The sequence below is a fragment of the Microbulbifer variabilis genome (genome assembly GCF_052467165.1).
Map to the genome: position 1 here is coordinate 4,005,001 of NZ_CP174301.1, position 23,940 is coordinate 4,028,940.

The 23,940-nt window shown below is 50.0% G+C and carries 18 protein-coding genes (1 of these 18 only partly in view); 6 read left to right on the forward strand and 12 right to left on the reverse strand.

Annotated features, from left to right (window positions below; translation table 11 throughout):
• The 3 genes in view from ilvC to ACJJIP_RS17860 are tightly spaced (at most 24 nt apart) and all read right to left on the reverse strand, a layout consistent with a single transcriptional unit that may run on beyond the window.
• Nucleotides 1–785: the 5' portion of a ketol-acid reductoisomerase gene (gene ilvC, locus ACJJIP_RS17850; RefSeq protein WP_282951706.1), read on the reverse strand. It extends 241 nt beyond the left edge of the window; 785 of the gene's 1,026 nt are visible here — the first part of the coding sequence; the start codon lies at nt 783–785; its stop codon lies off the left edge, out of view.
• A 24-nt stretch (nt 786–809) separates the two neighbouring features.
• On the reverse strand, nt 810–1,301 hold the full coding sequence (gene ilvN, locus ACJJIP_RS17855; RefSeq protein WP_020411464.1) for an acetolactate synthase small subunit: 492 nt from the start codon (nt 1,299–1,301) through the stop codon (nt 810–812).
• Nucleotides 1,302–1,312: 11 nt separating this feature from the next.
• A complete protein-coding gene (locus ACJJIP_RS17860) occupies nt 1,313–3,049 on the reverse strand; it encodes an acetolactate synthase 3 large subunit (RefSeq protein WP_282951707.1) in 1,737 nt (578 codons plus the stop codon).
• A 419-nt stretch (nt 3,050–3,468) separates the two neighbouring features.
• On the opposite strand from ACJJIP_RS17860, the gene ACJJIP_RS17865 reads away from it, so the two are divergent.
• Nucleotides 3,469–3,984 (forward strand): DUF4124 domain-containing protein, encoded by a 516-nt coding sequence (locus ACJJIP_RS17865; RefSeq protein WP_444902264.1) that lies wholly within the window; start codon nt 3,469–3,471, stop codon nt 3,982–3,984.
• A 19-nt stretch (nt 3,985–4,003) separates the two neighbouring features.
• Here the strand turns inward: ACJJIP_RS17865 and ACJJIP_RS17870 are convergent, their stop codons facing one another.
• Together ACJJIP_RS17870 and ACJJIP_RS17875 are read right to left on the reverse strand one after the other, a co-directional pair.
• On the reverse strand, nt 4,004–5,080 hold the full coding sequence (locus ACJJIP_RS17870) for a hypothetical protein (RefSeq protein ID WP_282951709.1): 1,077 nt from the start codon (nt 5,078–5,080) through the stop codon (nt 4,004–4,006).
• A gap of 21 nt (nt 5,081–5,101) precedes the next feature.
• The gene (locus ACJJIP_RS17875; RefSeq protein ID WP_444945734.1) at nt 5,102–6,319 is read right to left on the reverse strand and encodes a hypothetical protein; all 1,218 of its coding nucleotides are present in this window, start codon (nt 6,317–6,319) and stop codon (nt 5,102–5,104) included.
• A gap of 251 nt (nt 6,320–6,570) precedes the next feature.
• Here ACJJIP_RS17875 and ACJJIP_RS17880 point away from each other — a divergent pair, with 251 nt between their 5' ends.
• Entirely contained in the window at nt 6,571–7,635 is a 1,065-nt protein-coding gene (locus tag ACJJIP_RS17880; protein ID WP_444945735.1) for an AraC family transcriptional regulator, read from the forward strand.
• 14 nt (nt 7,636–7,649) lie between these two features.
• Here the strand turns inward: ACJJIP_RS17880 and ACJJIP_RS17885 are convergent, their stop codons facing one another.
• The 5 genes from ACJJIP_RS17885 to rluD all read right to left on the reverse strand — a co-directional run bounded on the left by ACJJIP_RS17885 (nt 7,650) and on the right by rluD (nt 16,802).
• A complete protein-coding gene (locus ACJJIP_RS17885) occupies nt 7,650–10,727 on the reverse strand; it encodes an efflux RND transporter permease subunit (protein WP_020411458.1) in 3,078 nt (1,025 codons plus the stop codon).
• An 18-nt stretch (nt 10,728–10,745) separates the two neighbouring features.
• Nucleotides 10,746–11,885, reverse strand: a complete 1,140-nt coding sequence (locus ACJJIP_RS17890; RefSeq protein ID WP_245556641.1) for an efflux RND transporter periplasmic adaptor subunit — start codon at nt 11,883–11,885, stop codon at nt 10,746–10,748.
• Nucleotides 11,886–12,111: 226 nt separating this feature from the next.
• A complete protein-coding gene (clpB, locus tag ACJJIP_RS17895) occupies nt 12,112–14,715 on the reverse strand; it encodes an ATP-dependent chaperone ClpB (RefSeq protein ID WP_444945736.1) in 2,604 nt (867 codons plus the stop codon).
• 281 nt (nt 14,716–14,996) lie between these two features.
• On the reverse strand, nt 14,997–15,764 hold the full coding sequence (gene pgeF / locus ACJJIP_RS17900; protein WP_020411455.1) for a peptidoglycan editing factor PgeF: 768 nt from the start codon (nt 15,762–15,764) through the stop codon (nt 14,997–14,999).
• 84 nt (nt 15,765–15,848) lie between these two features.
• The gene (rluD, locus tag ACJJIP_RS17905; RefSeq protein WP_353377140.1) at nt 15,849–16,802 is read right to left on the reverse strand and encodes a 23S rRNA pseudouridine(1911/1915/1917) synthase RluD; all 954 of its coding nucleotides are present in this window, start codon (nt 16,800–16,802) and stop codon (nt 15,849–15,851) included.
• Nucleotides 16,803–16,902: 100 nt separating this feature from the next.
• Here rluD and ACJJIP_RS17910 point away from each other — a divergent pair, with 100 nt between their 5' ends.
• Complete coding sequence (locus tag ACJJIP_RS17910) at nt 16,903–17,853, forward strand: outer membrane protein assembly factor BamD (RefSeq protein WP_051089458.1); 951 nt, start codon at nt 16,903–16,905, stop codon at nt 17,851–17,853.
• Between the two features lie 57 nt (nt 17,854–17,910).
• Here the strand turns inward: ACJJIP_RS17910 and ACJJIP_RS17915 are convergent, their stop codons facing one another.
• Nucleotides 17,911–19,539 (reverse strand): NAD+ synthase, encoded by a 1,629-nt coding sequence (locus ACJJIP_RS17915; protein WP_444945737.1) that lies wholly within the window; start codon nt 19,537–19,539, stop codon nt 17,911–17,913.
• Nucleotides 19,540–19,631: 92 nt separating this feature from the next.
• Between ACJJIP_RS17915 and ACJJIP_RS17920 the strand changes: the two genes are divergently transcribed.
• The 3 genes from ACJJIP_RS17920 (at nt 19,632) to ACJJIP_RS17930 (ending at nt 23,419) form a co-directional block, all read left to right on the forward strand.
• Nucleotides 19,632–21,212 (forward strand): two-component system sensor histidine kinase NtrB, encoded by a 1,581-nt coding sequence (locus ACJJIP_RS17920; RefSeq protein WP_020411451.1) that lies wholly within the window; start codon nt 19,632–19,634, stop codon nt 21,210–21,212.
• 131 nt (nt 21,213–21,343) lie between these two features.
• Nucleotides 21,344–22,753 carry a sigma-54-dependent transcriptional regulator gene (locus ACJJIP_RS17925; RefSeq protein WP_444945738.1) on the forward strand — a complete coding sequence of 470 codons (1,410 nt, stop codon included), beginning with the start codon at nt 21,344–21,346 and terminating at the stop codon, nt 22,751–22,753.
• A gap of 99 nt (nt 22,754–22,852) precedes the next feature.
• Entirely contained in the window at nt 22,853–23,419 is a 567-nt protein-coding gene (locus tag ACJJIP_RS17930) for a GspH/FimT family pseudopilin (protein ID WP_444945739.1), read from the forward strand.
• Here ACJJIP_RS17930 and ACJJIP_RS17935 read toward each other — a convergent pair whose 3' ends face one another.
• Nucleotides 23,420–23,869, reverse strand: a complete 450-nt coding sequence (locus tag ACJJIP_RS17935) for a type IV pilin protein (protein ID WP_020411448.1) — start codon at nt 23,867–23,869, stop codon at nt 23,420–23,422.
• Nucleotides 23,870–23,940: the final 71 nt, after the last annotated feature.

Here is a 23,940-nt window from a genome sequence, read left to right on the forward strand (position 1 = left end):
GTTACATAATCACCATACTCAGCGGTATTCGAAATAGAATAGCGCATGTCCGCTATTCCGCCCTGATACATCAGGTCAACGATCAACTTGAGTTCATGCAGGCATTCAAAATAGGCCATTTCAGGCGCATAACCCGCTTCAACCAGAGTTTCAAAACCTGCAGTTACCAAAGCAGAAACACCTCCACAGAGCACAGCCTGTTCACCAAACAGATCCGTTTCGGTCTCCTCGCGGAAGTTGGTTTCAATAATCCCTGAGCGGCCACCACCATTTGCAGACGCATAGGAAAGGGCGAGCTCTTTGGCTTTACCCGATGCATCCTGATATACAGCAATTAAGGTCGGAACGCCGCCGCCTTCAAGATAGGTAGAACGCACGGTGTGGCCCGGGCCCTTGGGGGCAACCATAATTACATCGACATCCGCCGGCGGTTCAATGAGTTCAAAATGCACATTAAAACCGTGCGCAAAAGCGAGAGCGGCACCCGACTTAAGGTTTGGAGCCACTTGCTCTTTATAGATGTTGGCCTGGTACTCATCCGGTGCCAGAATCATAACCACGTCTGCATCTCTAACCGCATCTGCCACTTCAGCTACACGCAGCCCGGCACTTTCTGCCTTAGCCCAAGAACCGGAACCCGCACGCAGACCTACAACTACATTGGTCACGCCGGAATCCTGAAGATTATTGGCGTGAGCGTGGCCCTGGGAACCATAACCGATAATCGCTACATTTTTTTCGCGAATTAAAGAGAGATCACAATCTTTATCGTAATAAACATGCATTGCTAAATTCCTGTTTCCTGCCATCTATACACTTAAAACTTTTTCACCCCGGGCGATTCCGGATACTCCTGAGCGGACAACTTCCATAATCGTGTGCTCGCCAAGTGCCTGAAGAAATGCATCGAGCTTTTCACTGGTACCGGCCACCTGTACGGTGTACATATTGCTGGTGACGTCCACAATCTGGCCGCGGAAGATATCCACACTGCGCTTTACCTCATCGCGCTGGGCGCCATTCGCACGCACCTTCACCATCAGTAATTCACGCTCAATGTGAGACCCCTCCGTCAGGTCCACCAGTTTCACCACATCAATCAACTTGTTCAGGTTTTTGGTTATCTGCTCAATCTTGTGATCATCACCAATGGTCACCATGGTAAGGCGCGATAGGGTGGCATCTTCTGTCGGTGCCACCGTTAGGCTTTCAATGTTGTAGCCACGTTGGGAAAACAGCCCTACTACACGAGACAAGGCGCCCGGTTCATTTTCCATCAGTACCGAAATAATTCTTCGCATTTCCCTGCCCCCTAGGTCCGCTCGGTTTTGCTCAGCCACATGTCACGCATAGAGCCGTTTGGCATGACCTGCATCGGGTACACGTGCTCAGATGGGTCGACATAGACATCGATAAATACCGTGCGATTTTTTTCTGCAAAAGCTTCCTGCAGTTTTCCATGCAGTTCATCTCGGTGCTCAATCTTGACCCCGAGGTGACCGTAAGCTTCGGCAAGCTTTACAAAGTCCGGAAGAGATTCCTCGTAGACGCTGTTGGAGAGGCGTCCCTCGTACTGCATTTCCTGCCACTGCTTCACCATGCCGAGGGCCTGGTTGTTAAGGCAGAGGATTTTGACCGGTAAATGGTATTGAGTAGCGGTGGACAGCTCCTGGATACACATCTGGATACTGCCCTCCCCTGTTACGCACACTACCTCTTTATCCGGGTGGGCAATTTTCACCCCCAGAGCTGCGGGCAAACCAAAACCCATGGTGCCGAGACCACCGGAATTAATCCATCGGCGCGGCTTATCGAAGTGATAATACTGGGCAGCAAACATCTGGTGCTGGCCTACATCCGAGGTAACGTAAGCATCGCCCTCGGTAATATCGTATACCGCGCGAATTACGTCTTGCGGCATAATCAGTGCACCGTCGGTTTGGTAACGCGGCGCCGTGTAGAGACCGTGACGCTCACGCCAATCGTCGATCTGGCGCCACCAGTCCACTATTGCCGACTGGTCCGGTTGCTCATCGCCAGATTTAAGGGTGTCCAGCATCTCGGACAGCACCGATTGCACAGTGCCAACAATAGGAATATCGGCAACGATGGTCTTTGAAATGGAGGCCGGATCAACATCGATATGAATAATCTTGGCACCGGGACAGAATTTACTCGGGGTATTGGTGACGCGATCATCGAAGCGCGCTCCCACCGCCAGGATCACATCTGCATGGTGCATAGCGGTATTGGCTTCAAAAGTGCCGTGCATTCCCAGCATGCCCAGGAAGCGCTTATCACTACCTGGGTAAGCTCCCAGCCCCATCAATGTGTTGGTCACGGGAAAATTCAATCGACGGGCCAATTCAGTAAGCAGCTCCGAACCTCCGCCCTGAACTACGCCACCACCGGCATAGATCACCGGTCGACGCGCCGACAACAGCAGCGCCACCGCTTTGCGTATCTGCCCACCATGTCCTTTGCCTGCCGGGGTATAGGAGCGCATGCGCAACTTTTCAGGATACTGATAAGGGTATCGTTCTGCCGGGTTAGTCACATCCTTGGGCACATCAACCACGACGGGGCCAGGGCGACCTGTATTGGCAATATAAAAGGCCTTCTTGATAATTTCGGGAATGTTTTCAGCGTTCTTAACCAGGAAACTATGTTTCACAATCGGACGCGAACAGCCGACCATATCAGTTTCCTGAAACGCATCTTCGCCGATCTTGTCAGATGTAACCTGACCTGAAATCACCACCATGGGAATTGAATCCATATAGGCGGTCGCAATCCCGGTGATCGCATTGGTTGCACCCGGACCAGAAGTCACAAGTACCACACCCACCTTGCCTGTCGAGCGGGCGTAGCCATCCGCGGCATGAGTCGCACCCTGCTCGTGGCGCACCAGAATGTGCTTTATCGACTTCTGCCTGAAAATAGCATCATATATATGCAGTGCCGAGCCGCCTGGGTAGCCGAAAATCAGATCTACCCCTTCATCCTGCAGCGCGCGAACCAACATATCGCCGCCGGAAAGTAATTCCACTTGAGTCTCCTCAGTTTTCTTGCTTGGTAGGACAGACATCACCAAGAAGCCATGAATCCACCATATAACGAGAATGCTAAATGGCGATTATAAAAGAAAATGGTGACAAATATCAGCCTGTTGCGTGTTTGCATGCCGATTTTTAGGATGAAATCATCGCGCACAGCAAAACACCCAGCCGAAACCAGACACAACCGTGTCCAAGTTGCAGGCTAGCAGGCCTCCAGGGGTAGGGAGAGCCTCTCGACGGAAATGTGATGGAAGGGTAATCCACCTGAAAATCAGCGTCTGGACCGCGAGTCTGCGGTGACTACTACTCGCCGAGGAAACTTTCGATTGTGCCAACTGCTCCCTTGCTGTCAATAGGCGTGACTGAAAGTGTTAAGAGGGTTGCAGGAAAAACCCCTGACGCAGTTACAATGTGGCCAGTAAGGAAAGATAAGACCAAGAGGGGTACTCCAATGCGCATCGCTCTCGCAATGCTAATTTCCAGCCTGGCGCTAACAGCACAGGCCAGCGGCATCTACAAATGGGTGGACGAAAATGGGGTCGTGCATTTCGGCGAGCAGCCACCTAGCAGTACCGAAGTAGAGGTAATCAAGAAACCTAAATCAGAGCGTTACAAGCAGTGGGAAGCGGAGCAACAAGCGACCCGAGCTGCGAAAGAAGCAAAAACCACCAAACCTGCAATTGAAACTCAGCCTCAAGGCCAGCCCACTCCTCAACAACCTTCAGAAGTAGACGAGCAGGTTGCCCGTGCCCAAGCAGCCGCACGCGCGCAACGCTGTCAAAATTCGCAGGATAACTTAAAGGCGCTGACCAGCCATGCACGCGTTAGGGAAGTCGACGAGAACGGCAATCACCGCGTGCTCGGTGAGGATGAGAGGCAGCAACGTATTAACCAAGAACAAAAGAGCATTCGCGAGAACTGCTAATTCCCGCGAATAATTGCCGCTACAGCTCTTTATAGGGAGTATCGTTGAACTGCTCCAGGCTGTAGCGTTCGGTGTAGTATCCTGGCTCGAAAAGCCTTTCCGTTCGAGGCACTGTGACTCTGGAAATACTTAACTGCTTCACGAGGTAGGGGCCATCCTGATCGGCATCGCGGATCATGAGGCCATAAAAGTCGAAGGGTATCCAGTGGCGTCCTGGAGGAAGCTGCAGGGCGTTCTGGGTTGTGCCAATAGATGACTGCTCATCATTATAAAGGGAGGCGCGGAAATAAAAGCGGCCCTGCTCAAGGATTTCCACCTCAGCCTCGATAAGCAGATTGCCCTCGGAGGTCAATGAATCCCTTAGGTTCCCGGTATAGCTCCCGGTATCCTCCGACAGAGTAAAAGCGGCTGCATCACGCAGACCGTCAATATCCGTATCCACAATGATTTTGTAGATGCCAGCTGGCAGAGGCTGCCCCTGATAGGAGCCAGCCTCCATTTCCACCTCGTAAATTAAATCACCATTTGTATCGCTAAATGTCAGGGTTCCCACTACCTGCTGATCGTCCAGAACCATTAGCGCGGTCAGATCTGCGGGCACCTTAGCCCCGTCGCTGTCAGTCTGGAAGGCATAAGCTCTCAGCACTTCACCATAGGAATAGAATTTTCTTTCAGTCCACAGTGTTAATGCATCACCATTGTCACTATGAGTGGTGCGCTGATCTGGCGCATGGGTCTGGGTGATTGGATCCTGAGAGGGGTTCTTGATAGCGCGGTTCTCCGGTGGGTAACGGTGGAACTTTGCTAGATCAGATAGCAGGGACTGATGTAATTCAGTTTTTACTGGACGCGCCTGAATTTCTTGCCAAACTTTGATGGACTCATCATCAACCAGCTCTTCCTTTTCCACCTGAGACTCTTTTATCTCCACCTGTTTGGGAAGGGACGGAAAAACTGTTTTAGCTTCAGCAGCAACCGCGGTGGGCAGGTCCCCACTATTCCCCACTCGCCAGAAAAAAATGGCAGCGGCAATAAATAGGACACTGACAACTAAGGCTGTACGCCTCTTGTTACGTTGTTTACTGCTGACGGACATCTACTCGCTCCTGACAAATATTTATTGAGTACAAGCTGCGATACGACCGGCACTATTTTTACCCACACCACAATCCAGGCCATCGGGGATACCATCGTAGCCTGGAGACATGATACCGCCATTGCGCTGGGCGTCATGGTCAACATGAATGCTGGCGAGGTTATAGGAGCGCGCAGTACCTTTGTTGTCGTTATTGCATGAGAAAGTCGCACTACCATAGGCAATACCCATAAAGGTGTCGTATTGCTTCAGGTTGGACCAGAGATTACGTTTACCAGAGCCAGCGCAGTTCATCTGCGAAGCAAGGTTAATATAACCATCATCTTCACCATTCAGCAGGGCTGAGGAAGCACTCTCTACGCCTGGGAAAGTGGCGTAGCCACCAATCGTATAAACAGGTGCTCCCAGGTTAGTGCCCACGTAGTTACGCACTGTATAGATGTCATTGGTCTGCATATAGCGTACTGCAGAACACTCCCGGCCTAGGAAAAGATCATTGATAACATCGTCATACCAGGAGCCATTACAAATACGATCCACACCCTCAGTGCCGGTGATCGCACCTCCGGTGGTGAAAATCGCCGCTACACCACTAATCGCAGTGTCGAAATCAACTTCAATCGCATTACTATCATTGAGTCCGGCCACTCGTACTTCTTCAGTCACCTTTTTACAGCTGGTGCTGCCATACCAGGTGGTCGAGCATTTTTTAACCTCTTGCATCTCAGTGTTGGTATCGTACTGCTTATAAGCACGATTGTAGTAAGGAGAGCCCACCACAGCATTCCCGGCTATATACATCATTTGTGCAGCGCCCTGGCTATGGGAAACAATCCAGAAAGTATCATTGGCAGCACATTGGTTACCGTGCTCGAAGCGATCACCTTCCCCATTACGTATCTGAATAATTTGACGGGCAATTTCCCCGGAAGTCTGATCGTGCCAATAAGGCAATTCACCTTCATCGGTGGAGTTGTAGCCTACCACACCGTAATTACCGCCATTCGCTACCAGCTGGTCTATAAAACTGCTGTTTTTATACTCGTCAAAGTAGGTTTCACTCCAATAGTCCAGTGCTGGCTGCACTAAACTCCCATCAGCTTTGACGCTGGTTGTGTGCCCTTCAACTCCATGTCCGTGGACCAGGATATAGCAGTTCTCAGCTACCGCTGAAGAAGCGCCCATCATCGCAGCGAAAAAAACAGACAGGCCTGCGCCCAGTCGTTTAGACAGTGTCATTGTTATTAGCCTTTATAGTTTTATAAGTAGAAATTTATGACTGCAGGGTTTCGTGAATTTTTCTCTACTTTTCGCTGCAGACCCCTGCACGTTAGCCGCAGACGCTGGGCTGGTAATAGGATTAATGGCGCCAGAAGATGACCAAGCACGCCACCTGACGCGACCGACTCGTCATATTCCGCATTTTTATTTTCGTTGTTTAGGACGCCTTTGCTATGATCCTGCCAACGCCACCCGGACGGCAAAGAGTCATGAGAGACCAAAATAAAAATAAGTCCGGCCATGCCGGCGTGCCCAAAATATTTGCCCCCTACTTTGTAGTCGCTGCCGCCAGGCTCGGAATTCCAACCGAGACCCTGATCAAGCGCCTGCCATTTGCATTCAGTTGGAATCCTCGCGAAAGCGAGCGGCTCAGCTATAGCGAATTCAATGCCCTAGTGAATAACCTGGTAGCGCTTTCTCCAGTCTCCTCACCGGGACTCAGCTTTAGCCGATTTCCAATCATTCTGTGGCTTGAGGAAACCATCATTGAGGCACAGCCATCTCTACGGCGCCCGCGGGAAATTCTGCGTCCCGCCGAAATTGTGCTGTCACAAACCCTGGCCCCCCTACTGCGTTTTGAAACACGAACAGAAACAGATTCAGAAATTCTTACCCTGAACTGGCGCCAAGAGTTATTCAGTGATTCTGTAAATGCATTTATCGCAGAAATGTTGATGACCCGCGCTGTGGAGTTATTACGCACCTTGAACCCCCAGTTCGCTGAAGTTCGCGGTGTAAAACTGCGCAGGACAAAACCAGAAGACGACACTATCTATACCCGTATTTTCCAATGCCCGGTCGAATTCGGCAGCAGGGAAAACTCCATTATCCTGGGACCTCAAACCCTGGACTTTCCTATTCCCAGCTACCACAAGCTACTACGCAGCCAGAGCCGCAATATTTTGAAAACCGTATTACACAGTACTTTGTCGAGCTACAACCTAGCTGCGAGCCTGCGTTCCTGGCTGGAAAAACACCTGCTGAGCGAAGAGATCACGATCAAGCAAGCCGCCGCCCATTTCCGTACCAGCGGTCGTACCCTGCAGCGGAGATTGCGTGAACAGGGGGTAACTTTTCAACAGCTAAAAGATAGTGTCACTCTAGCTCTCACCAAGCGCCTGTTGTTATCCAGCAGCGAATCAGTAGAGAGCATTGCGGTTAAACTGCACTTTGCCGAACGTGCAGTATTTACCCGGTTTTTTAAAAAGCACGAAGGTGTTACTCCCAGCGAGTTCAGGCGCAGTAATACTTCAGGGGACACGCTTAATGCGTGAAACCATTTATCGAGCTACCCTTTAATAACTCCAACAGCCTCCGCCTTTGCTCGATAATCCCGCCCCAGATAAAGGTACATGGCTGGTACCACAAATAGGGTAAATAGAGTACCGATAGTCATTCCGGTCGCGACTACTAACCCCATTGCAAAGCGGGCTCCTCCACCTGGGCCTGAAGCAATTAATAGGGGAACCATAGCTAGAACCAATGATGCCGTAGTCATCAATACCGGCCGCAGTCGAATAGAGGTAGCCTCTTCAATAGCCGTACGCTTGTCCATCCCCCCCATCTGTAATTTATTGGCAAATTCCACAATTAATATACCGTGCTTGGAAATAACCCCGATCAAAGTGACCAAGCCCACCTGGGTATAAATATTCAATGTAGTAAGTCCCAGGCTGACAAAGATCATTGCCCCACAAACACTCATAGGCACAGTAACCAACATAATCAGTGGGTCACGCCAGGACTCAAATTGTGCTGCCAATACCAGATAAATAACAACGAGTGCAAAGAAAAAAGTCACTACTAAGTCCGAGCCCTCTGTCTTAAATTGACGGGACTGGCCCGAGTAATCCACCGAATACTCCTCTGGTAATATTTCCTGAGCAGCGTTATCCAAAACCGATAAAGCCTCCCCCAGGGTGACCCCCGGGCGTGGCACTCCGGAAATAGTCACAGCATTGAGCTGCTGAAAACGTTTTAGCTGCTGTGGCTCTACTGTTTCCTTAAGGCGGACCAGTGTACTAACCGGAACCAGGTCACCATTAACCGCCCGGATATAATACTGCCCCAGCTGTTCTGCAGTGAGACGATCAATCCGTTCCACCTGAGGAATTACTTTATAACTGCGATTATCCAAGGAAAAGCGATTGATATAGGCACCTGATAACATGGCCCCCAGATCGCGCCCAAGGTCCACCATTTCTACACCCATAGTGGCAGCCTTATCCCTGTCTATTTCAACCACAATCTTTGGTTTATCTATCTTCAGGTCTGAATCGAGAAAAATAAATTTTCTGCTTTCGAGAGCTTGCGTCATTATCTCGCTGGCAACAGACGCAAGGTTTTCCATTGGCTCAGTGGCACCAATCACGAATTCCACCGGTAATTGCCCCCCCGCAGTGGGCAAGCTCGGCGGCACTACAACAGCAACTTTCAAGCCCGCAATTTGCGCTACATCCTTACTAATCAGTTCCTGCATCTGCTCAGTATCTTTATCGCGCTTTTCCCATGAACCAAGTACAAACCCCGCAGTGGCATTATTGACTCCGCTACTAAAAGTGCCGGCCCCATTAAGCAGAAAAATATTCTCGACCTCACTGTAACTCTCGGCAATATCCACCAATTCCCCACTGAATTGCTCTACATAATCCAGAGTTGCATAGGCATCGGCAGTGGAAATAGTGAGCACAAGACCACGATCCTCTGTTGGCTCCAATTCTCGCGGTGAAGTAACGAATAGAAAGTAACAGCTTGCCAAAACAATTAAGCCAAATACCAAAATCACTCCGCGTTCTTCCAGTGAGTTATGCAAACGCTTTTCAAATCCTTTTTGTAAATGCCCAAATTGTCGCTCTAACCAAGCTTCCAAGCGAGTCCCACCTCCATCCCTGGGCTTTAATATTCTCGAAGCCATCATTGGTGATAGTGTGAGTGCCACAACTCCAGACAAAAGCACGGCACCGGCAAGGGAAAAAGCAAATTCAATAAATAGAGTGCCAGTCAGCCCTCCAAGAAAACCTATAGGGATATAAACAGCAATCAGCGTGGTGGTCATAGCAACTACTGGCCAGGCCAGTTCACGTGCGCCAACGATAGCCGCCTCCCTTGGCGATAATCCCTCCTCTATATGCCGGTGGACATTTTCTAGAACGATAATGGCATCATCCACCACTATTCCTATAGCCAGAACCATACTGAGAAGCGTCAATAAGTTGATGGAAAAACCCATCAACAACATGAGAAACATTGCTCCTACCAAAGATAGGGGCAGAGCCACTGCTGGAATCAAAACACTGCGTAAAGAACCAAGAAACAAATAGATCACCACGATAACAATGATGACAGCCTCAATGATGGTCTCCACCACTTCAGTAATTGAATCCTGAATATACTCCGTGCTGTCATAGGGAATTTCTCCTAGCATCCCCTCCGGCAGTTGCGGAAAAATCTCACCTTCAAGCTTCTTTCTAACTCGCTTAATAACATCAAGAGTGTTTGCATTGGGCGCAACCTCCACTGCAATAAAGGTGGCCGACTGCCCGTTAAAGGTCACCGAACTGTCATAGGATTCTGCACCTAATTCTATTTCTGCCACGTCCCCAAGGCGCACCAGCTGGTCACCGGATGCACGTACCACCAACTGACGAAAGTCTATTTGTTTGGCTATATCCGTATCCGCTCGAATTTCCATGGCAACCCGCGAACCCTTAGTCGCACCCACTGCAGAGAGAACATTGTTATCCCGCAAGGCATTGGCAATATCTGCCGGGGTTACCTCAAGTGCTGCCATTTCCCTGGGTTTTAGCCAGGCGCGCATGGCAAAAGTGCTATCACCGAGTAATCTAGCACGCTGCACCCCGGCAATAGTGGCCAGCTTTGGCTGCACTACCCGAGTCAAATAATCGGTGATCTGGTTATTGGCAAGAATATTTGAGGAAAATGACAGATACATTGCCGCCGTAGTTTCCCCCTGCTGCATCTCCACACTGGAGTCTTCCGACTCATCAGGGAGATCGCTACGCAGTTTGTTCACCTTGGCAACTATCTGGGTCAAAACCTCATTAGGGTCAAAATCAAAGCGCACATAGGCATTGATGGTAGAAAGCCCCTGCACACTGGTAGACACCATATAGTCAATGCCATCTGCAGTGGCAATTTCCTGTTCCAAGGGCGTGGTGATAAACCCCTGGACTAGGTCGGAATCAGCACCCACATATACGGTAGTCACTGTGATGACCGCATTTTCCAGTTTGGGGTATTGGCGCACATTCAACTCGGCAATTGAACGCAACCCCAACAGAAAAATAAAAAGACTGACCACACAAGCCAGTACCGGTTTACGAATAAAAATCTCAGTAAAATTCACCGCTGCTCTCGGAGGGAATCAACTGTTGCCAGGTTTTGGATGTAAATTTTCCGGCGGTTTATTTTCGTTGTTAATATTGGCCCGTTTACCATTGCGAAGTTTTAGCAAACCACTACTAGCGATAATATCTCCCTCTTGAAGTCCCTGCACAATTTCCACCATATCTCCGCGCTCCTCACCCGTCTTCACAAAGCGCTTATTCGCGATTAACTCTCCGCTTGCATCATCTTTTTCCAAAACAAAAACTGACACCCCATAAGGTGCAAAAACCAAAGATGTTCGCGGTACGGCCAAAACCCGTCGACTCGCATCAATTTCTACTGAGACTTGGGCAAACATACCCGGGCGCAAGTGTTTTTTTGGATTGTCTAGGGTTGCCTGAATAAGGAAATTACGGCTGGCATTATCTACGCGAGGGTCAACAGCGGTGATTTTCCCACGATAGGTATTACCGGGGAATGCATCTGTAGTCAGGTAAATCGGCAACCCCGCCTTAACCATTGAATATTTTTGCTCAGGCAGAGAAAAGTCCACAAAGATAGGATTCAGCTGTTGCAGGGAAACTACCGCCTCACCGGGACTGACATTTTCACCCAAGTCAATACGGCGAATACCGAGCACACCACTGAAAGGTGCCACCACACGGCGCTGATCAACCCTAGCTCGCTGTACTTGAATATTGGCAATTACCTGATCCAAAGTACTCTGAGCACTATCCAGATCTGCTTCAGTAGTAACTCCACGCTTGGTTAAGGTTTTAATACGGACATAATTACGCCGTGCAAGACGTAACTCTGCATCCAGCACCTGTAACTGAGCTTTTTCCGGTTCAGCAAAAATTTCTACCAGAAGATCTCCACCATGCACAAATTGTCCTGACTTAAAATGAATGGCGCTGACGACACCCTCAGCCTCAGTAGTGACTTCGACGCCATTTACCGCGCGAACTGTTCCAACTCCACTCAGATCCTCACGCCAGTTCTGGATTTGTGCAGTGGCGGAGGTGACGGTAGCCACCGGTAGAGACATGGTGTCGAGAAACTGATTCATCATGTAGCGGCCAAAAAACTTATAAGCAAAAATACCGCCAAACAATAGTAAGCATCCCAGCAGCATTAATACCATGCGTTTACTGATAATGTACCCCCGATCACTCAACAGAAAATGCCATAGATCGATGAGTCAGGAGAATTCAGGCGAGAACAACCCCGATCTTTATCGGACCACAAAGTTTAGTTTATAAAGAAAATACGATAAGTGCCGCTAGGCCCTCGCCTCATGGCACGCGAAAACAACCTAAGAGAATTTAAAGAGGAGAAAAGACGTCAGGCTGCACGGTAAGTATGTGGCGCCAGCTATCGCTGGCGCCATCGCGATCAAATAACTAACGAAAGACGGCCTTATCACCCTCAACATCAGCGTGAATGGTAGCACCGGGCGCAAATTTTCCAGCCAATACATCCTGTGCCAGGGGATTTTCCAGCCACATCTGGATAGCTCGCTTAAGTGGACGCGCACCGTAAACCGGGTCAAAACCAACTTCCGCCAGTTTATCCAGTAGCGCCTCGGATACCTCCAGCTTCAAGTCACGCTCGCTGAGGCGGCGACATAGTTGCCTCAGCTGAATCTCCGCAATAGAACGTACTTCCCCTTTATCGAGAGGGTGGAAAACCACAACCTCATCGATACGGTTGATGAACTCTGGGCGGAAATGATTGCTAACCACCTCCATCACTGCATTTTTCATCTGGCGATAGCGAATCTCCGCATCCAGGTCGTCGCCATTTTCAGCCGTTGCATACTTCTGTATTAGGTCAGAACCCAGGTTGGAGGTCATCACCACCACAGTGTTACGAAAATCCACAGTGCGGCCCTGACCATCGGTCAGGCGACCATCATCAAGGACCTGAAGAAGAATATTAAATACATCCGGATGAGCCTTCTCCACCTCGTCTAGCAGAACCACCGAATAAGGCTTACGACGCACCGCCTCGGTTAAATAACCGCCCTCTTCATAGCCAACATAACCTGGAGGCGCACCAATCAAGCGTGCGACGGAGTGTTTCTCCATAAACTCCGACATATCAATCCGCACCATCGCATCCTCTGTATCGAATAGAAATTGCGCCAGCGCTTTACAGAGTTCGGTTTTACCCACCCCGGTAGGCCCTAAGAACAAGAAGGAACCATTCGGGCGATTGGGATCCGCCAAGCCCGCGCGGGATCGGCGAACCGCATTGGCGACAGCATCTACCGCTTCAGCTTGTCCAATAACCCGTTTATGCAGCGCATCCTCCATGCGCAACAGTTTTTCCCGTTCGCCCTCCAGCATTTTCGAAACTGGAATACCTGTCCAGCGTGAAACCACTTCAGCCACTTCTTCATCGGTAACCCGGTTGCGTAGCAGGCGCGGCTCTTCTGCTGCCTCATGAGTAGCAGCAGACTTTAGCTGTTGTTCAAGTTGTGGAATCACGCCGTACTGCAATTCCGACATACGTGTTAAATCACCGGCACGTCGTGCAGACTCCATATCCTGCTTGGCCTGCTCTAGCTTTTCCTTAAGGTCGTGACTACCTGCGAGCTGGGCTTTTTCCGCTTTCCACACCTCCTCCAAGTCGGAGTATTCTTTCTCCAGTTGAAGAATTTCTTCCTCCAGCTTTGCCAGGCGCTTTTTAGTGGCCTCATCGCCCTTGTCTTTTTTGACCGCCTCACGCTCAATCTTAAGCTGGATCAGACGGCGCTCAAGCTTATCCATCGCCTCCGGCTTGGAATCAATTTCCATACGTATACGACTTGCCGCTTCATCTACTAAATCGATCGCCTTGTCTGGTAACTGGCGATCGGTGATATAGCGCTGGGATAATTTGGTCGCGGCAATAATTGCAGAGTCAGTAATATCGACACCGTGATGCACCTCATAGCGTTCTTTCAGGCCACGAAGAATTGCAATGGTATCTTCCTCTGTAGGCTCATCCACCAATACTTTCTGGAAACGGCGCTCAAGCGCCGCATCTTTTTCAATGTATTGACGGTATTCATCCAGGGTGGTGGCGCCGACACAATGCAGCTCACCACGAGCCAGTGCCGGCTTGAGCATATTACCGGCATCCATGGCGCCCTCTGCCTTTCCAGCGCCAACCATGGTGTGCAACTCATCAATAAATAAAATAATACGCCCTTCCTGCTTGGATAGCTCATTCAGGACGGCCTTGAGGCGTTCCTCAAACTCCCCGCGAAATTTGGCTCCCGCAAGCAGTGCACCCAAGTCCAGGGAAAGCAGGCGCTTGTCCTTCAGGCCCTCAGGTACTTCGCCATTTACAATACGCTGTGCAAGCCCCTCCACAATGGCCGTTTTCCCTACTCCAGGCTCACCAATCAATACCGGGTTGTTCTTGGTGCGGCGCTGTAACACCTGGATAGTTCGACGAATTTCATCATCGCGCCCAATTACTGGATCAAGCTTGCCAGCCAGTGCACGCTCCGTCAGGTCGAGAGTATATTTATCCAGCGCTTGGCGCGCCTCCTCCGCATTGGGATCATCCACTTTTTCATCGCCGCGCACTTTCTGAATCGCCGCCTCTAACTGTTTCTTGTCGCCATTAGCATTGAGAATTTTAGAAATTTCCCCTGCAGCGGAGTCGAAAGCTGCAAGTAAGACCGTTTCACTGGATATAAATGTATCGCCATTTTGTTGCGCCTTTTTATCGGTTAGGTTCATCAGGCGCATCAGTTCCTGAGACATGCCCACATCCCCAGTTGGGGAGCTGATAGTTGGCAGATTATCCAGTCTCTTGGCCAAGTCATTGCGCAGGCCATTTAAGTTAAAACCGGCCTGGGATAAAAATGCCGGGACACTGCCATTATTCTGGTTGAGTAGTGCAAGAATTAAATGTTCCGGATAAATCTGGTTGTGGTCCCGTCCCACAGCCATGGATTGTGCATCAGCAAAAGCTGCTTGCAGTGGGTTTGTCATCCGATCAATTCGCATGAATACAACCTCTCCTACTTAGGGATCTTATATAGCTTTGCGTCAATAACGCCCGCTTGGCGTTACGCATTCAGTGTAGTGTTGGCTATTAAAATAGGGGCGAGGGAAAGGTTTTCAATGATTTAAATCAAACAGCAAGAAGTTTCGATTCATTTCCTAAGGGGGAGTAATTATTTCTTTGTAAGCTCGGCATTTGTCAGTCGGTATCCCTTGAAAAGAACCAAGCGCACCCTCATATTAGCCAGCCCAATAATTAGCTGCACCTTAGGTTATGAGCAGCATTAATTATCCGCCAGCCAGATTAGTGAGGCCATACGCCCGGTAGTCTTCTCCCTACGATAGGAATAGAAGTATTCAGGTTCTTTCACCGTGCAGCGCTCACCACCGTAGATATGCCCGACACCAAGCCCCTTTAGCTCAGCCCGAGCCAAACCATAAATATCCGCAAGAAAATGTAATGGCTTTTTTACATGAGGTTGAAAGCAGCGGGCAATAGCCTCGGTATGCTCACCACCCTGGGCATTTTCAAAAAAGGCCTCCAGGACATCCACCCCAGTCTCAAAGGCCTCAGGACCAATCGCAGGCCCCAGCCACACCAATAGCTCTGCTGGATCGCAATCCAAGGCAGTTATCGTATTGCGTAAAATGCCCCCAGCCAGCCCGCGCCAACCTGCATGGGCCGCTGCCACTCGGGTGCCTGCTTTGTCACAGATAAGTACGGGAAGGCAGTCGGCGGTGAGCACCGCACAAACAATTTCACTTTTCAGGCTAAAGCTGGCATCGGCAGTCCGCACAAGCCCATCCCCCTGAGCGTCTACCACCCTGTCGCTGTGGATTTGTTCAAGCCATTGTGGTTCACCCGGCAACTCCAGCTGATCACACAGTAGCCCGCGGTTAGCCAAAACTGCTGACTCACTGTCACCAACATGCGCTGCAAGATTAAAAGAGGTATGGGGCCCCGAACTGTACCCACCTGATCGCAAGGTAGAGAATGCTCTCACCCTGGCAGGGGCCGGCCATACTGGACTCAGGTAATGATCACTGGACATGGTATATCTGCTCTGCCTGGGCAATAGGAGCCGAACTCTAAAGCCCCGACTCCTTTTCTAGTGGAAGTTTGTGCTGCTACTGACCTAGTAAGTATTCTGTCCAAGTAGGTCGAGTAGGGCCAGCATATCCTCAGGCATAGAGGCGCGCCAGTGCATTTCCTCACCCGACTGGGGATGGATGAGTGCGAGCTCCGCCGCGTGCAGGGCCTGTCGGGGAAAGCCCTGTAAGGCGCCAATCAGCTCAGTGGGCGCCTCTGGTGGCAACTTTGGCCTACCCCCATATAGCGGGTCACCCACCAGTGGGTGACGAATATGAGCCATATGCACCCGGATTTGATGGGTGCGTCCAGTTTCCAGCTTGCAACGCAATAGTGTATGCACTCGGAAACGTTGCTGAATTTGGTAATGGGTAATGGCCTCCTTGCCACCAAAGTCCAGCACAGCCATTTTCAGGCGGTTTTGCCGGTGGCGTCCTATTGCAGCATCGACACGCCCCGCACCGGTAATTATTCCTTGCACCAAAGCATCATATTGACGACTGACCGTTCTTTGTTTTAGCTGGTCTACAAGGCTAGCTTGCGCCAACAGGGTCTTGGCCACGACCATCAAGCCACTAGTGTCCTTGTCGAGACGATGCACGATCCCCGCCCGGGGAATCCTCTCCTGAGAGGGACAGTGATGCAAAAGACCGTTTAACAGGGTGCCATCGGGATTTCCGGCAGCCGGATGTACTACCATCCCTGCAGGCTTATTGATGACCATAAGGCTGTCATCTTCATAAACAATGCTCAGATCCATGGGTTCGGCGCTCCAGGCGCCTTGAACCTCAAGTTCAGCGTGAAGACTAAGCCGCTCACCGCCAAATAGCTTATCCTTGGGCTTGGCAGGGGCACCATTTACGGTGAGTTGACCGCCCTTAATCCAAGATTGCAAACGCGCACGGGAGTAATCGGGAATTAATTCGGCTGCTATCTGGTCTAATCTTCGACCAGCCAAATTGGCCGGAACTTCAATATCGAGGTTTAGGTGGTCATTCATTAAACAATTGCAAATACTTTGGGCAGCACCGCGACTGTGGTTAAATGTCCGACGCGCCAGATTAATCTTGGCGGGTAGTTTAATAAGGTAGAGTGTAAGAATGATAGAGCGAAGGGCTATGCAGACCTGGAAAATGCTGTGGCTGGCCTTGGTGTCCGCAATATTGGTTGCCTGCGCCAGCACTGACGACTCAGAAGAGGGCTTGCCTAGCGGCAACCGTACAGAGCAGGCCTTCTACGAGGCAGCGCAGCGGCAGCTGCGCACCAGCCAGTGGGACCTGGCGATCAAGAACCTGCGCGCCCTGGAAGATAACTTCCCTTTCGGCAACTATGCGGAACAGGCCCAGTTGGAGCTAATCTACGCCTACTACCGCAATTATGAGAACGATGCGGCTATCGCCGCCGCAGATCGCTTTATCCGCCTTCATCCCCAGCATCGCAATGTCGATTACGCCTACTATATGAAGGGGCTATCTTCCTTTACCGAGGGCACCGGACTGTTCGAGCGCTTTATGCCGACAGACCTGACCAATCGCGACCCCGGCTCTGCACGTGAGTCCTTCGCCTATTTCTCACAGCTGATGGCCCGTTATCCGGAGAGCCGCTACGCCGCAGATGCGCAAAAACGCATGATCCATCTGCGCAATCTGCTGGCTCGCTATGAAATCCATGTAGCCAACTATTATTTCAAGCGTGGAGCCTACCTCGCAGCCGCCAACCGCGGCCGCTATGTAGTGGAAAACTTCCAGCAGACCCCTGCGGTACCGGACGCCCTTGCGGTGATGGTACAGGGGTATAACCTCATGGAGATGCCGGAGTTAGAGGCCAACGCCTTGAGCGTTATGCGCAACAACTACCCAGATCACCCAGCCTTTAATGAAGATGGCTCCTTTAACTACAACTTCTACAAGGGTGCTAGTGGCCGTAGCTTGGTGCATCGGGTAACCCTGGGCCTTTTCGAGAAATCAGACCCAGAGGGCTTTGATAGCCGCGAAATGTACAACCCCGAATACAATCGTGGAGAGGCCCCCCTACCTCCAGAGCTGCTGTAGGTATGCTCCACAACTAAGAACGGCGCCAATCGGCGCCGTTTTACTTTCTAAAACAAGTTATTCGCCGGCCTTCCAGCCATTCGTGATTGGATAGCGACGATCCCGCCCAAAGCCTCGCTCCGAGATCCGTACCCCCACAGCAGCCTGACGGCGCTTGTACTCATTGCGTGCTACAAGGCGCACAACCCGCTCAACTTCACTCCGTTGGAAACCACGACGGATGATTTCCTCAGCACTCAAATCCTGATCGACATACAGATTGAGAATCTGATCCAGGACTTCATAAGGAGGTAGGCTGTCTGAGTCTATCTGATCTGGTGCCAGCTCTGCACTGGGTGGGCGCGTGATCACTGTCTCTGGTATCACCTCTGATACCGTATTTCGATAGCGAGAAAGCTCAAATACCAGCACCTTGGGCACGTCTTTAAGGGCATTAAAGCCCCCAACCATATCGCCATACAGCGTCGCATACCCAACGGCCATCTCACTCTTATTGCCGGTAGTCAGCACCATGGCCCCCTTCTTATTGGAAATGGCCATCAGCAGCACACCGCGGGAGCGAGCCTGCAGGTTTTCCTCCGTGGTATCTCTCTCACTACCGGCAAACTCTTCCGATAAAGCCCCCATAAACGCGTCGAAAATAGGCTCAATACCGATCTCTCGGTAATGCACCCCAAGGCGCTGGGCCTGATCGGCAGCATCATTCTTACTGAGATCAGAAGTGTAATGGAAAGGCATCATAACCGCTTCCACTCGCTCTTTACCTAAGGCATCCACTGCCACCGCCAGAGTCAGCGCTGAATCAATCCCCCCCGAGAGCCCCAGTACCACGCCATTAAAGCCATTTTTATTGACGTAATCCCGCACTCCAAGTACCAAGGCCTGATAGACTGCTGCCAGATCATCCAGGGGGGGGGCATTATCTCCTGGTAGTAATGTAACCCTTCCACTTTGTTCGGAGACCGACACCGGCAATAGCTGCTCCGCAAACTCCTCAGCCCTGGCGCAGACTTCTCCCCGACAATCTATAGCTATTGAGCCACCATCAAACACCAGTTCATCCTGGCCACCGCACCAGTTCACGTATACGATTGGGACCTGCGCCACACGCGCCTGTTTGGAAAGCAACTCCAAGCGTTGCTGGGCTTTGCCACGATGAAAAGGAGACGCATTGATATTCAGCATCACTTTTGCACCTGCCTCAACAGCCTGCTGAATCGGTTCAGGGTGCCAAATATCCTCACAGATACTGACCCCAACAGGTATACCCTCAATTTCAACGACACATGGCTTATCGCCCTTGGTGAAATAGCGTTTCTCATCAAATACTTGGTAGTTGGGTAACTTTTGCTTGGCATATTCCGCAACAATTTCGCCCTGACTAACCAGGCCCGCCATATTAAATATCTTTCCATCCCGGTATCGCGGATAACCTACCAAGATGGCACAGGGCAGCTGGGCCGTTTTCAGTTGTTCCAGCGCAGCCTCAATGCGTATCTGCATGCTGGGGCGCAGAAGTAAATCCTCTGGTGAATAGCCGCATAAGGTCAGCTCCGGAAATAGGACCAGATCGGCCCCAAGCTCTCGATGAGCCTTACGTGCCACCTCAATCACATTTGCGGTGTTGCCGGGAATATCCCCTACGAGAGAATTGATTTGTGCCAGCACTAGCTGCAAAGTAGACATTATTAAACCTCGGACAATACAGGCCGCCATTGTAACCTCTGTAGCGGAGCAACAGCAGCGGCTCAACACAACAACAATACCGGGAAATCACTTTGAGTAGTCCCTCCTCCGTCAGCAATACTCTCACCCTCCAGCACCATGAGCTATTGCGTATCTGCGCTATTTATCGCCTGGCAATTGCACTTGTGCTGCTGGGGGTTTTCTACTCTGATATTGGCGCCGGAGCGCTGGGTGCTCATCTGCCAGGCCTATTTCTTTACACAATAGCGATCTACACCCTTCTCAACTTCAGCTGGCTGGTCTTCTTACGCCAGAAAGCCTATCAAGTAGGGGTCGGTCAGATTGAGATGATCCTTGGCTGCGATATCCTGGTATTTTTGTTGCTCATCGAGGCCAGTGGCGGTCTCAGCTCCGGTCTCGGTTATCTACTACTCGTTAATTGCTCCATCGGCTCTATTCTTCTCGACCGCCGAATGAGCGCCTTCTTCGCCGCAATCGCCAGCCTAGGGGTATTGGGTTTACAACTCTACAACCTAATGTCCGGGCAAGGCACAACCAAAGATATTGTCGCCGCGGGAGGCCTCGGCATACTGCTTTTTGCGACTGTTAGCGCACTCCAATATCTCTCCGCGCGCATACGCAGTGCCAATCTGCGCGCTGATCAGCAAAGCCGACAAGCAGCACACCTGCAACGGCTGGCACAACAGATTATCGAACGCATGGGGACAGGGGTGCTGGTGATGGGCCCCACCAGCCAACCCGAACTTATTAACAGGGCTGCACGTCAACTTTTGGGCTGCCACCTACATTCAGAGAAGGAAAAATCTGATGCATTACGCCAAGCGATCCGAGACTGGCGTAACAATGGCAGTACCAGTAGCACTTTACTGCAGTCAGAAACTGGTAATGAAGTACAACTCAATTTTACCAACCTTCAGCATGACAGCGGTTGCAGTACGCTGGTATTCGTTGAAGACAACCGCAAATTGGCCGAGGCTGCCCAAAAACTCAAACTCGCTTCTCTAGGACACCTTACAGCTTCTATCGCTCACGAGGTGCGCAACCCCCTCTCCGCCATCAGCCATGCAGCACAGTTGCTATCAGAGTCCCCACAATTGCGCGAAGAGGACCATTACCTGACCGACATCATTTGCCGGCAAAGTCAGCGAGTAAACCAAATCATCGAAAATGTAATGCAGCTATCACGCAGGCAAGCAGGGGCACCGCAAGAACATAACTTGGCTACCTGGTTGCAACAGTTTATCCAGGACTTTAGTGCCGGTACCAAAAGTGGAGACCAAGTACAGCTGGAGCTTCCTGAGCAAGCACTTTCAGCGCGGTTTGACGCGGCTCAACTTACTCAGGTGATGACCAACCTCACAGATAATGCCCTTCACCACTCCCAAATAGCCACCGGCAAGCGATTCGCAGTAGTCAGTGCTCAATACAACCAAGAACGTGCCTGTACCCAAATAGATGTTAAGGACAGTGGCCCAGGTGTGCCCGAAGAACATAAATCAAAGATTTACGAGCCATTCTTCACCAACGGTAGTGGTGGTAGTGGACTGGGACTATATATTGCGAAAGAACTGTGTGAGACAAATAAGGCGAGCTTGTATCATTGCCGCAGCGATGACGACAAGAGCTGCTTTAGAGTTGAATTTGCTCACTAAATAAGTGTGACTTGATCTTACTCAGAATTTTTTCCCAAAGTTTCGACGATTATTCGCAAAGAATTTCTGCCATAATCAGAACCGGCGCCCTTGCCTCTAATATCAACAAAACAAGAAAAGACAGGGAATTGATGCTACCTCTGGCCCTGGTTGTCGATGACGAACCGGATATTTGCAAGCTGCTCACCCTCACTTTGCAGCGCATGAACGTGGACTGCCATACCGCAGCCAATCTCGTGCAAGCAAAGAAATTACTTACAGAAAATCGTTACGATTTTTGCCTTACAGACCTTCGCCTACCTGACGGTGACGGTCTACAGTTGGTTGAGCATATTCAAACTGGGATACACTGCGAATTGCCCGTAGCCGTTATCACCGCACATGGCAACATGGATACTGCAATCAAGGCACTAAAACTCGGGGCATTCGACTTTGTCAGTAAGCCCGTAGACCTTGAACGACTGCGTAACCTCGCCCAACTGGCCCTACGACTGAATCAGGACCAGGTACGAAACACCAATCAAAATAACGTCAGCGAGCACTTGCTTTTGGGTGAAGCTGAGAATATGCGTAGACTACGAGAGCAAATCGCTAAAGTAGCTCGTAGCGATGCACCGGTCTACATCAGTGGCGAATCTGGTTCTGGTAAAGAGCTGGTTGCTCGTGCAATTCATGCCCAAGGAGCTCGAGCAGATAAGCCGTTTGTACCCATCAACTGTGGCGCTGTACCTAAAGAATTGATGGAGAGCGAGTTTTTCGGTCATAAGAAGGGCAGCTTCACCGGAGCCCATAAAGATAAATTAGGTCTACTACAAAGTGCTCAAGGTGGTACTTTATTTTTAGATGAGGTTGCAGACTTACCACTTGAAATGCAGGTCAAACTACTGCGCGCGATACAAGAAAAGCGCATTCGACCTATTGGTGCAAGCCAGGAAGTTCCCATTGATGTACGTATTCTCAGTGCAACTCATAAAGACCTTGGCAAAGAAGTAAATGAAGGAAGATTTCGTAACGACTTATACTATCGCATCAATGTAATTGAAATCTCAACGCCACCCCTGAGAGAACGTTTAGAAGATATCCCGCTGCTAGTAGACGTAACAATGCAGCGCATTGCTAGTGATTCTGGAATCCGCCAACCAAAAGTAGCCCCTGAAGCAATAGCTTTATTACAGAGTTACACCTTCCCTGGGAATGTTCGTCAACTGGAAAATATCTTGGAACGGGCTTTTGCACTATGTGATGAACAGGAAATCTGTAGCCGTGACTTATTCCTAGAACACGATAAAAAAGCCTCTAAACATGAAGATTTCACTGCCAATTTAGAGACACCTAAAAACTCAGGCACCCCTCAAAACGCAGGATACTTTAATCCTAGTCTTTACTCATCTCTAGATGAGTTTCTTCAAAACATTGAAAAAGAGGCTATTGAAACAGCTTTGATAAAAACTCGCTGGAACCGGACTGCTGCTGCAAAAAAACTCGGTATTAGCTTTAGATCTCTACGCTATCGTTTAAAAAAGCTCGGACTTGAAAGTTAAATTCTCAATAGTTAAATGGTCGTGCTGTAATCAAATGTAATTGGTTTTTATCTATTCCACGGTATTCTAGTGCAAGCTCAAGAGCGAGAAGCTTGCACCATGAAAAAGGCCGCGGGATTTACCCTCTCAGAGTTACTCATTACCCTGACTATATTAGCTATTGTTACCACAATGGCGCTCCCCTCATTTACTGATTTTATAAAACGCTATAAAAGTAAAACCAAACAATTTGAATTATTTGAACTATTGATATTAATGCGCTCTAAAGCCTACTATGAGAAAATCAGCTACACGCTCTGCCCACTTGGGCAAAGTAAAGAATGTGGCGATAATTGGTCTAATGGTGCGTTATTGTTTCCTGATCATAATGGCAATGGCTCCATAGATCAGGGGGAAAGCATTGAAAGGAGATATGAGCCTATAGAAAATGGAGCTTCGCTCAACTGGAATGCCTTTAACAATAAAGGCTACCTAATCTTTAAACCAAATGGCGAAACACCCTCTCAAAGTGGAAACTTCTCCTATTGCCCCGCCGTCGGTGGAGCAGAATATGGATGGATCATTATCCTCAATACTATCGGCCGCCCCTATTTTGCAAAAGATAGGGACGGCGATGGCATAGTGGAAAATGGCAGTAGGAAAAATCTGACCTGCCCTCAAAACTGATCAGCAGGTTTTGCTCCAGCATGAATCTTTCGAGTCAATCCCATCATTATCTCGATCCCAAGTCCTTTGACCACTTGAGCTAAGCAATAGAACTCCATCATCGGCTTGACCAGATATGGGAGTGGCCGTAAGGATATAAGTACTCGGATCAGTCCCAACTGTAATTGTCAGGTTATACTTTGGGCTCCCCCCATCCAAAGGTACCTGTGCGGGAAATATCCCTGGAGTACCATCATCTCCTCCACCATTTGCAGCTCCGGCATAACTTCCATTCTGGGTATAGTGTTTCTCCATCGCCTGTGCCAACCCCATCAATGCACCCTGCGCATCTGCCCTGCTGGCCGTGCGAACATGGTCGACATAAGAAGGCCAGGCAATTCCAGCTAATATCGCGATTATTGCCACTACAATCATCAACTCAATAAGAGTAAACCCTGACTGTCTCTTCATAGTTTCAAGTTACCATAATAATTTAAATTTTCCCGGCAGTACTGGGGCGCACTCATAATTGGTCATTAGCC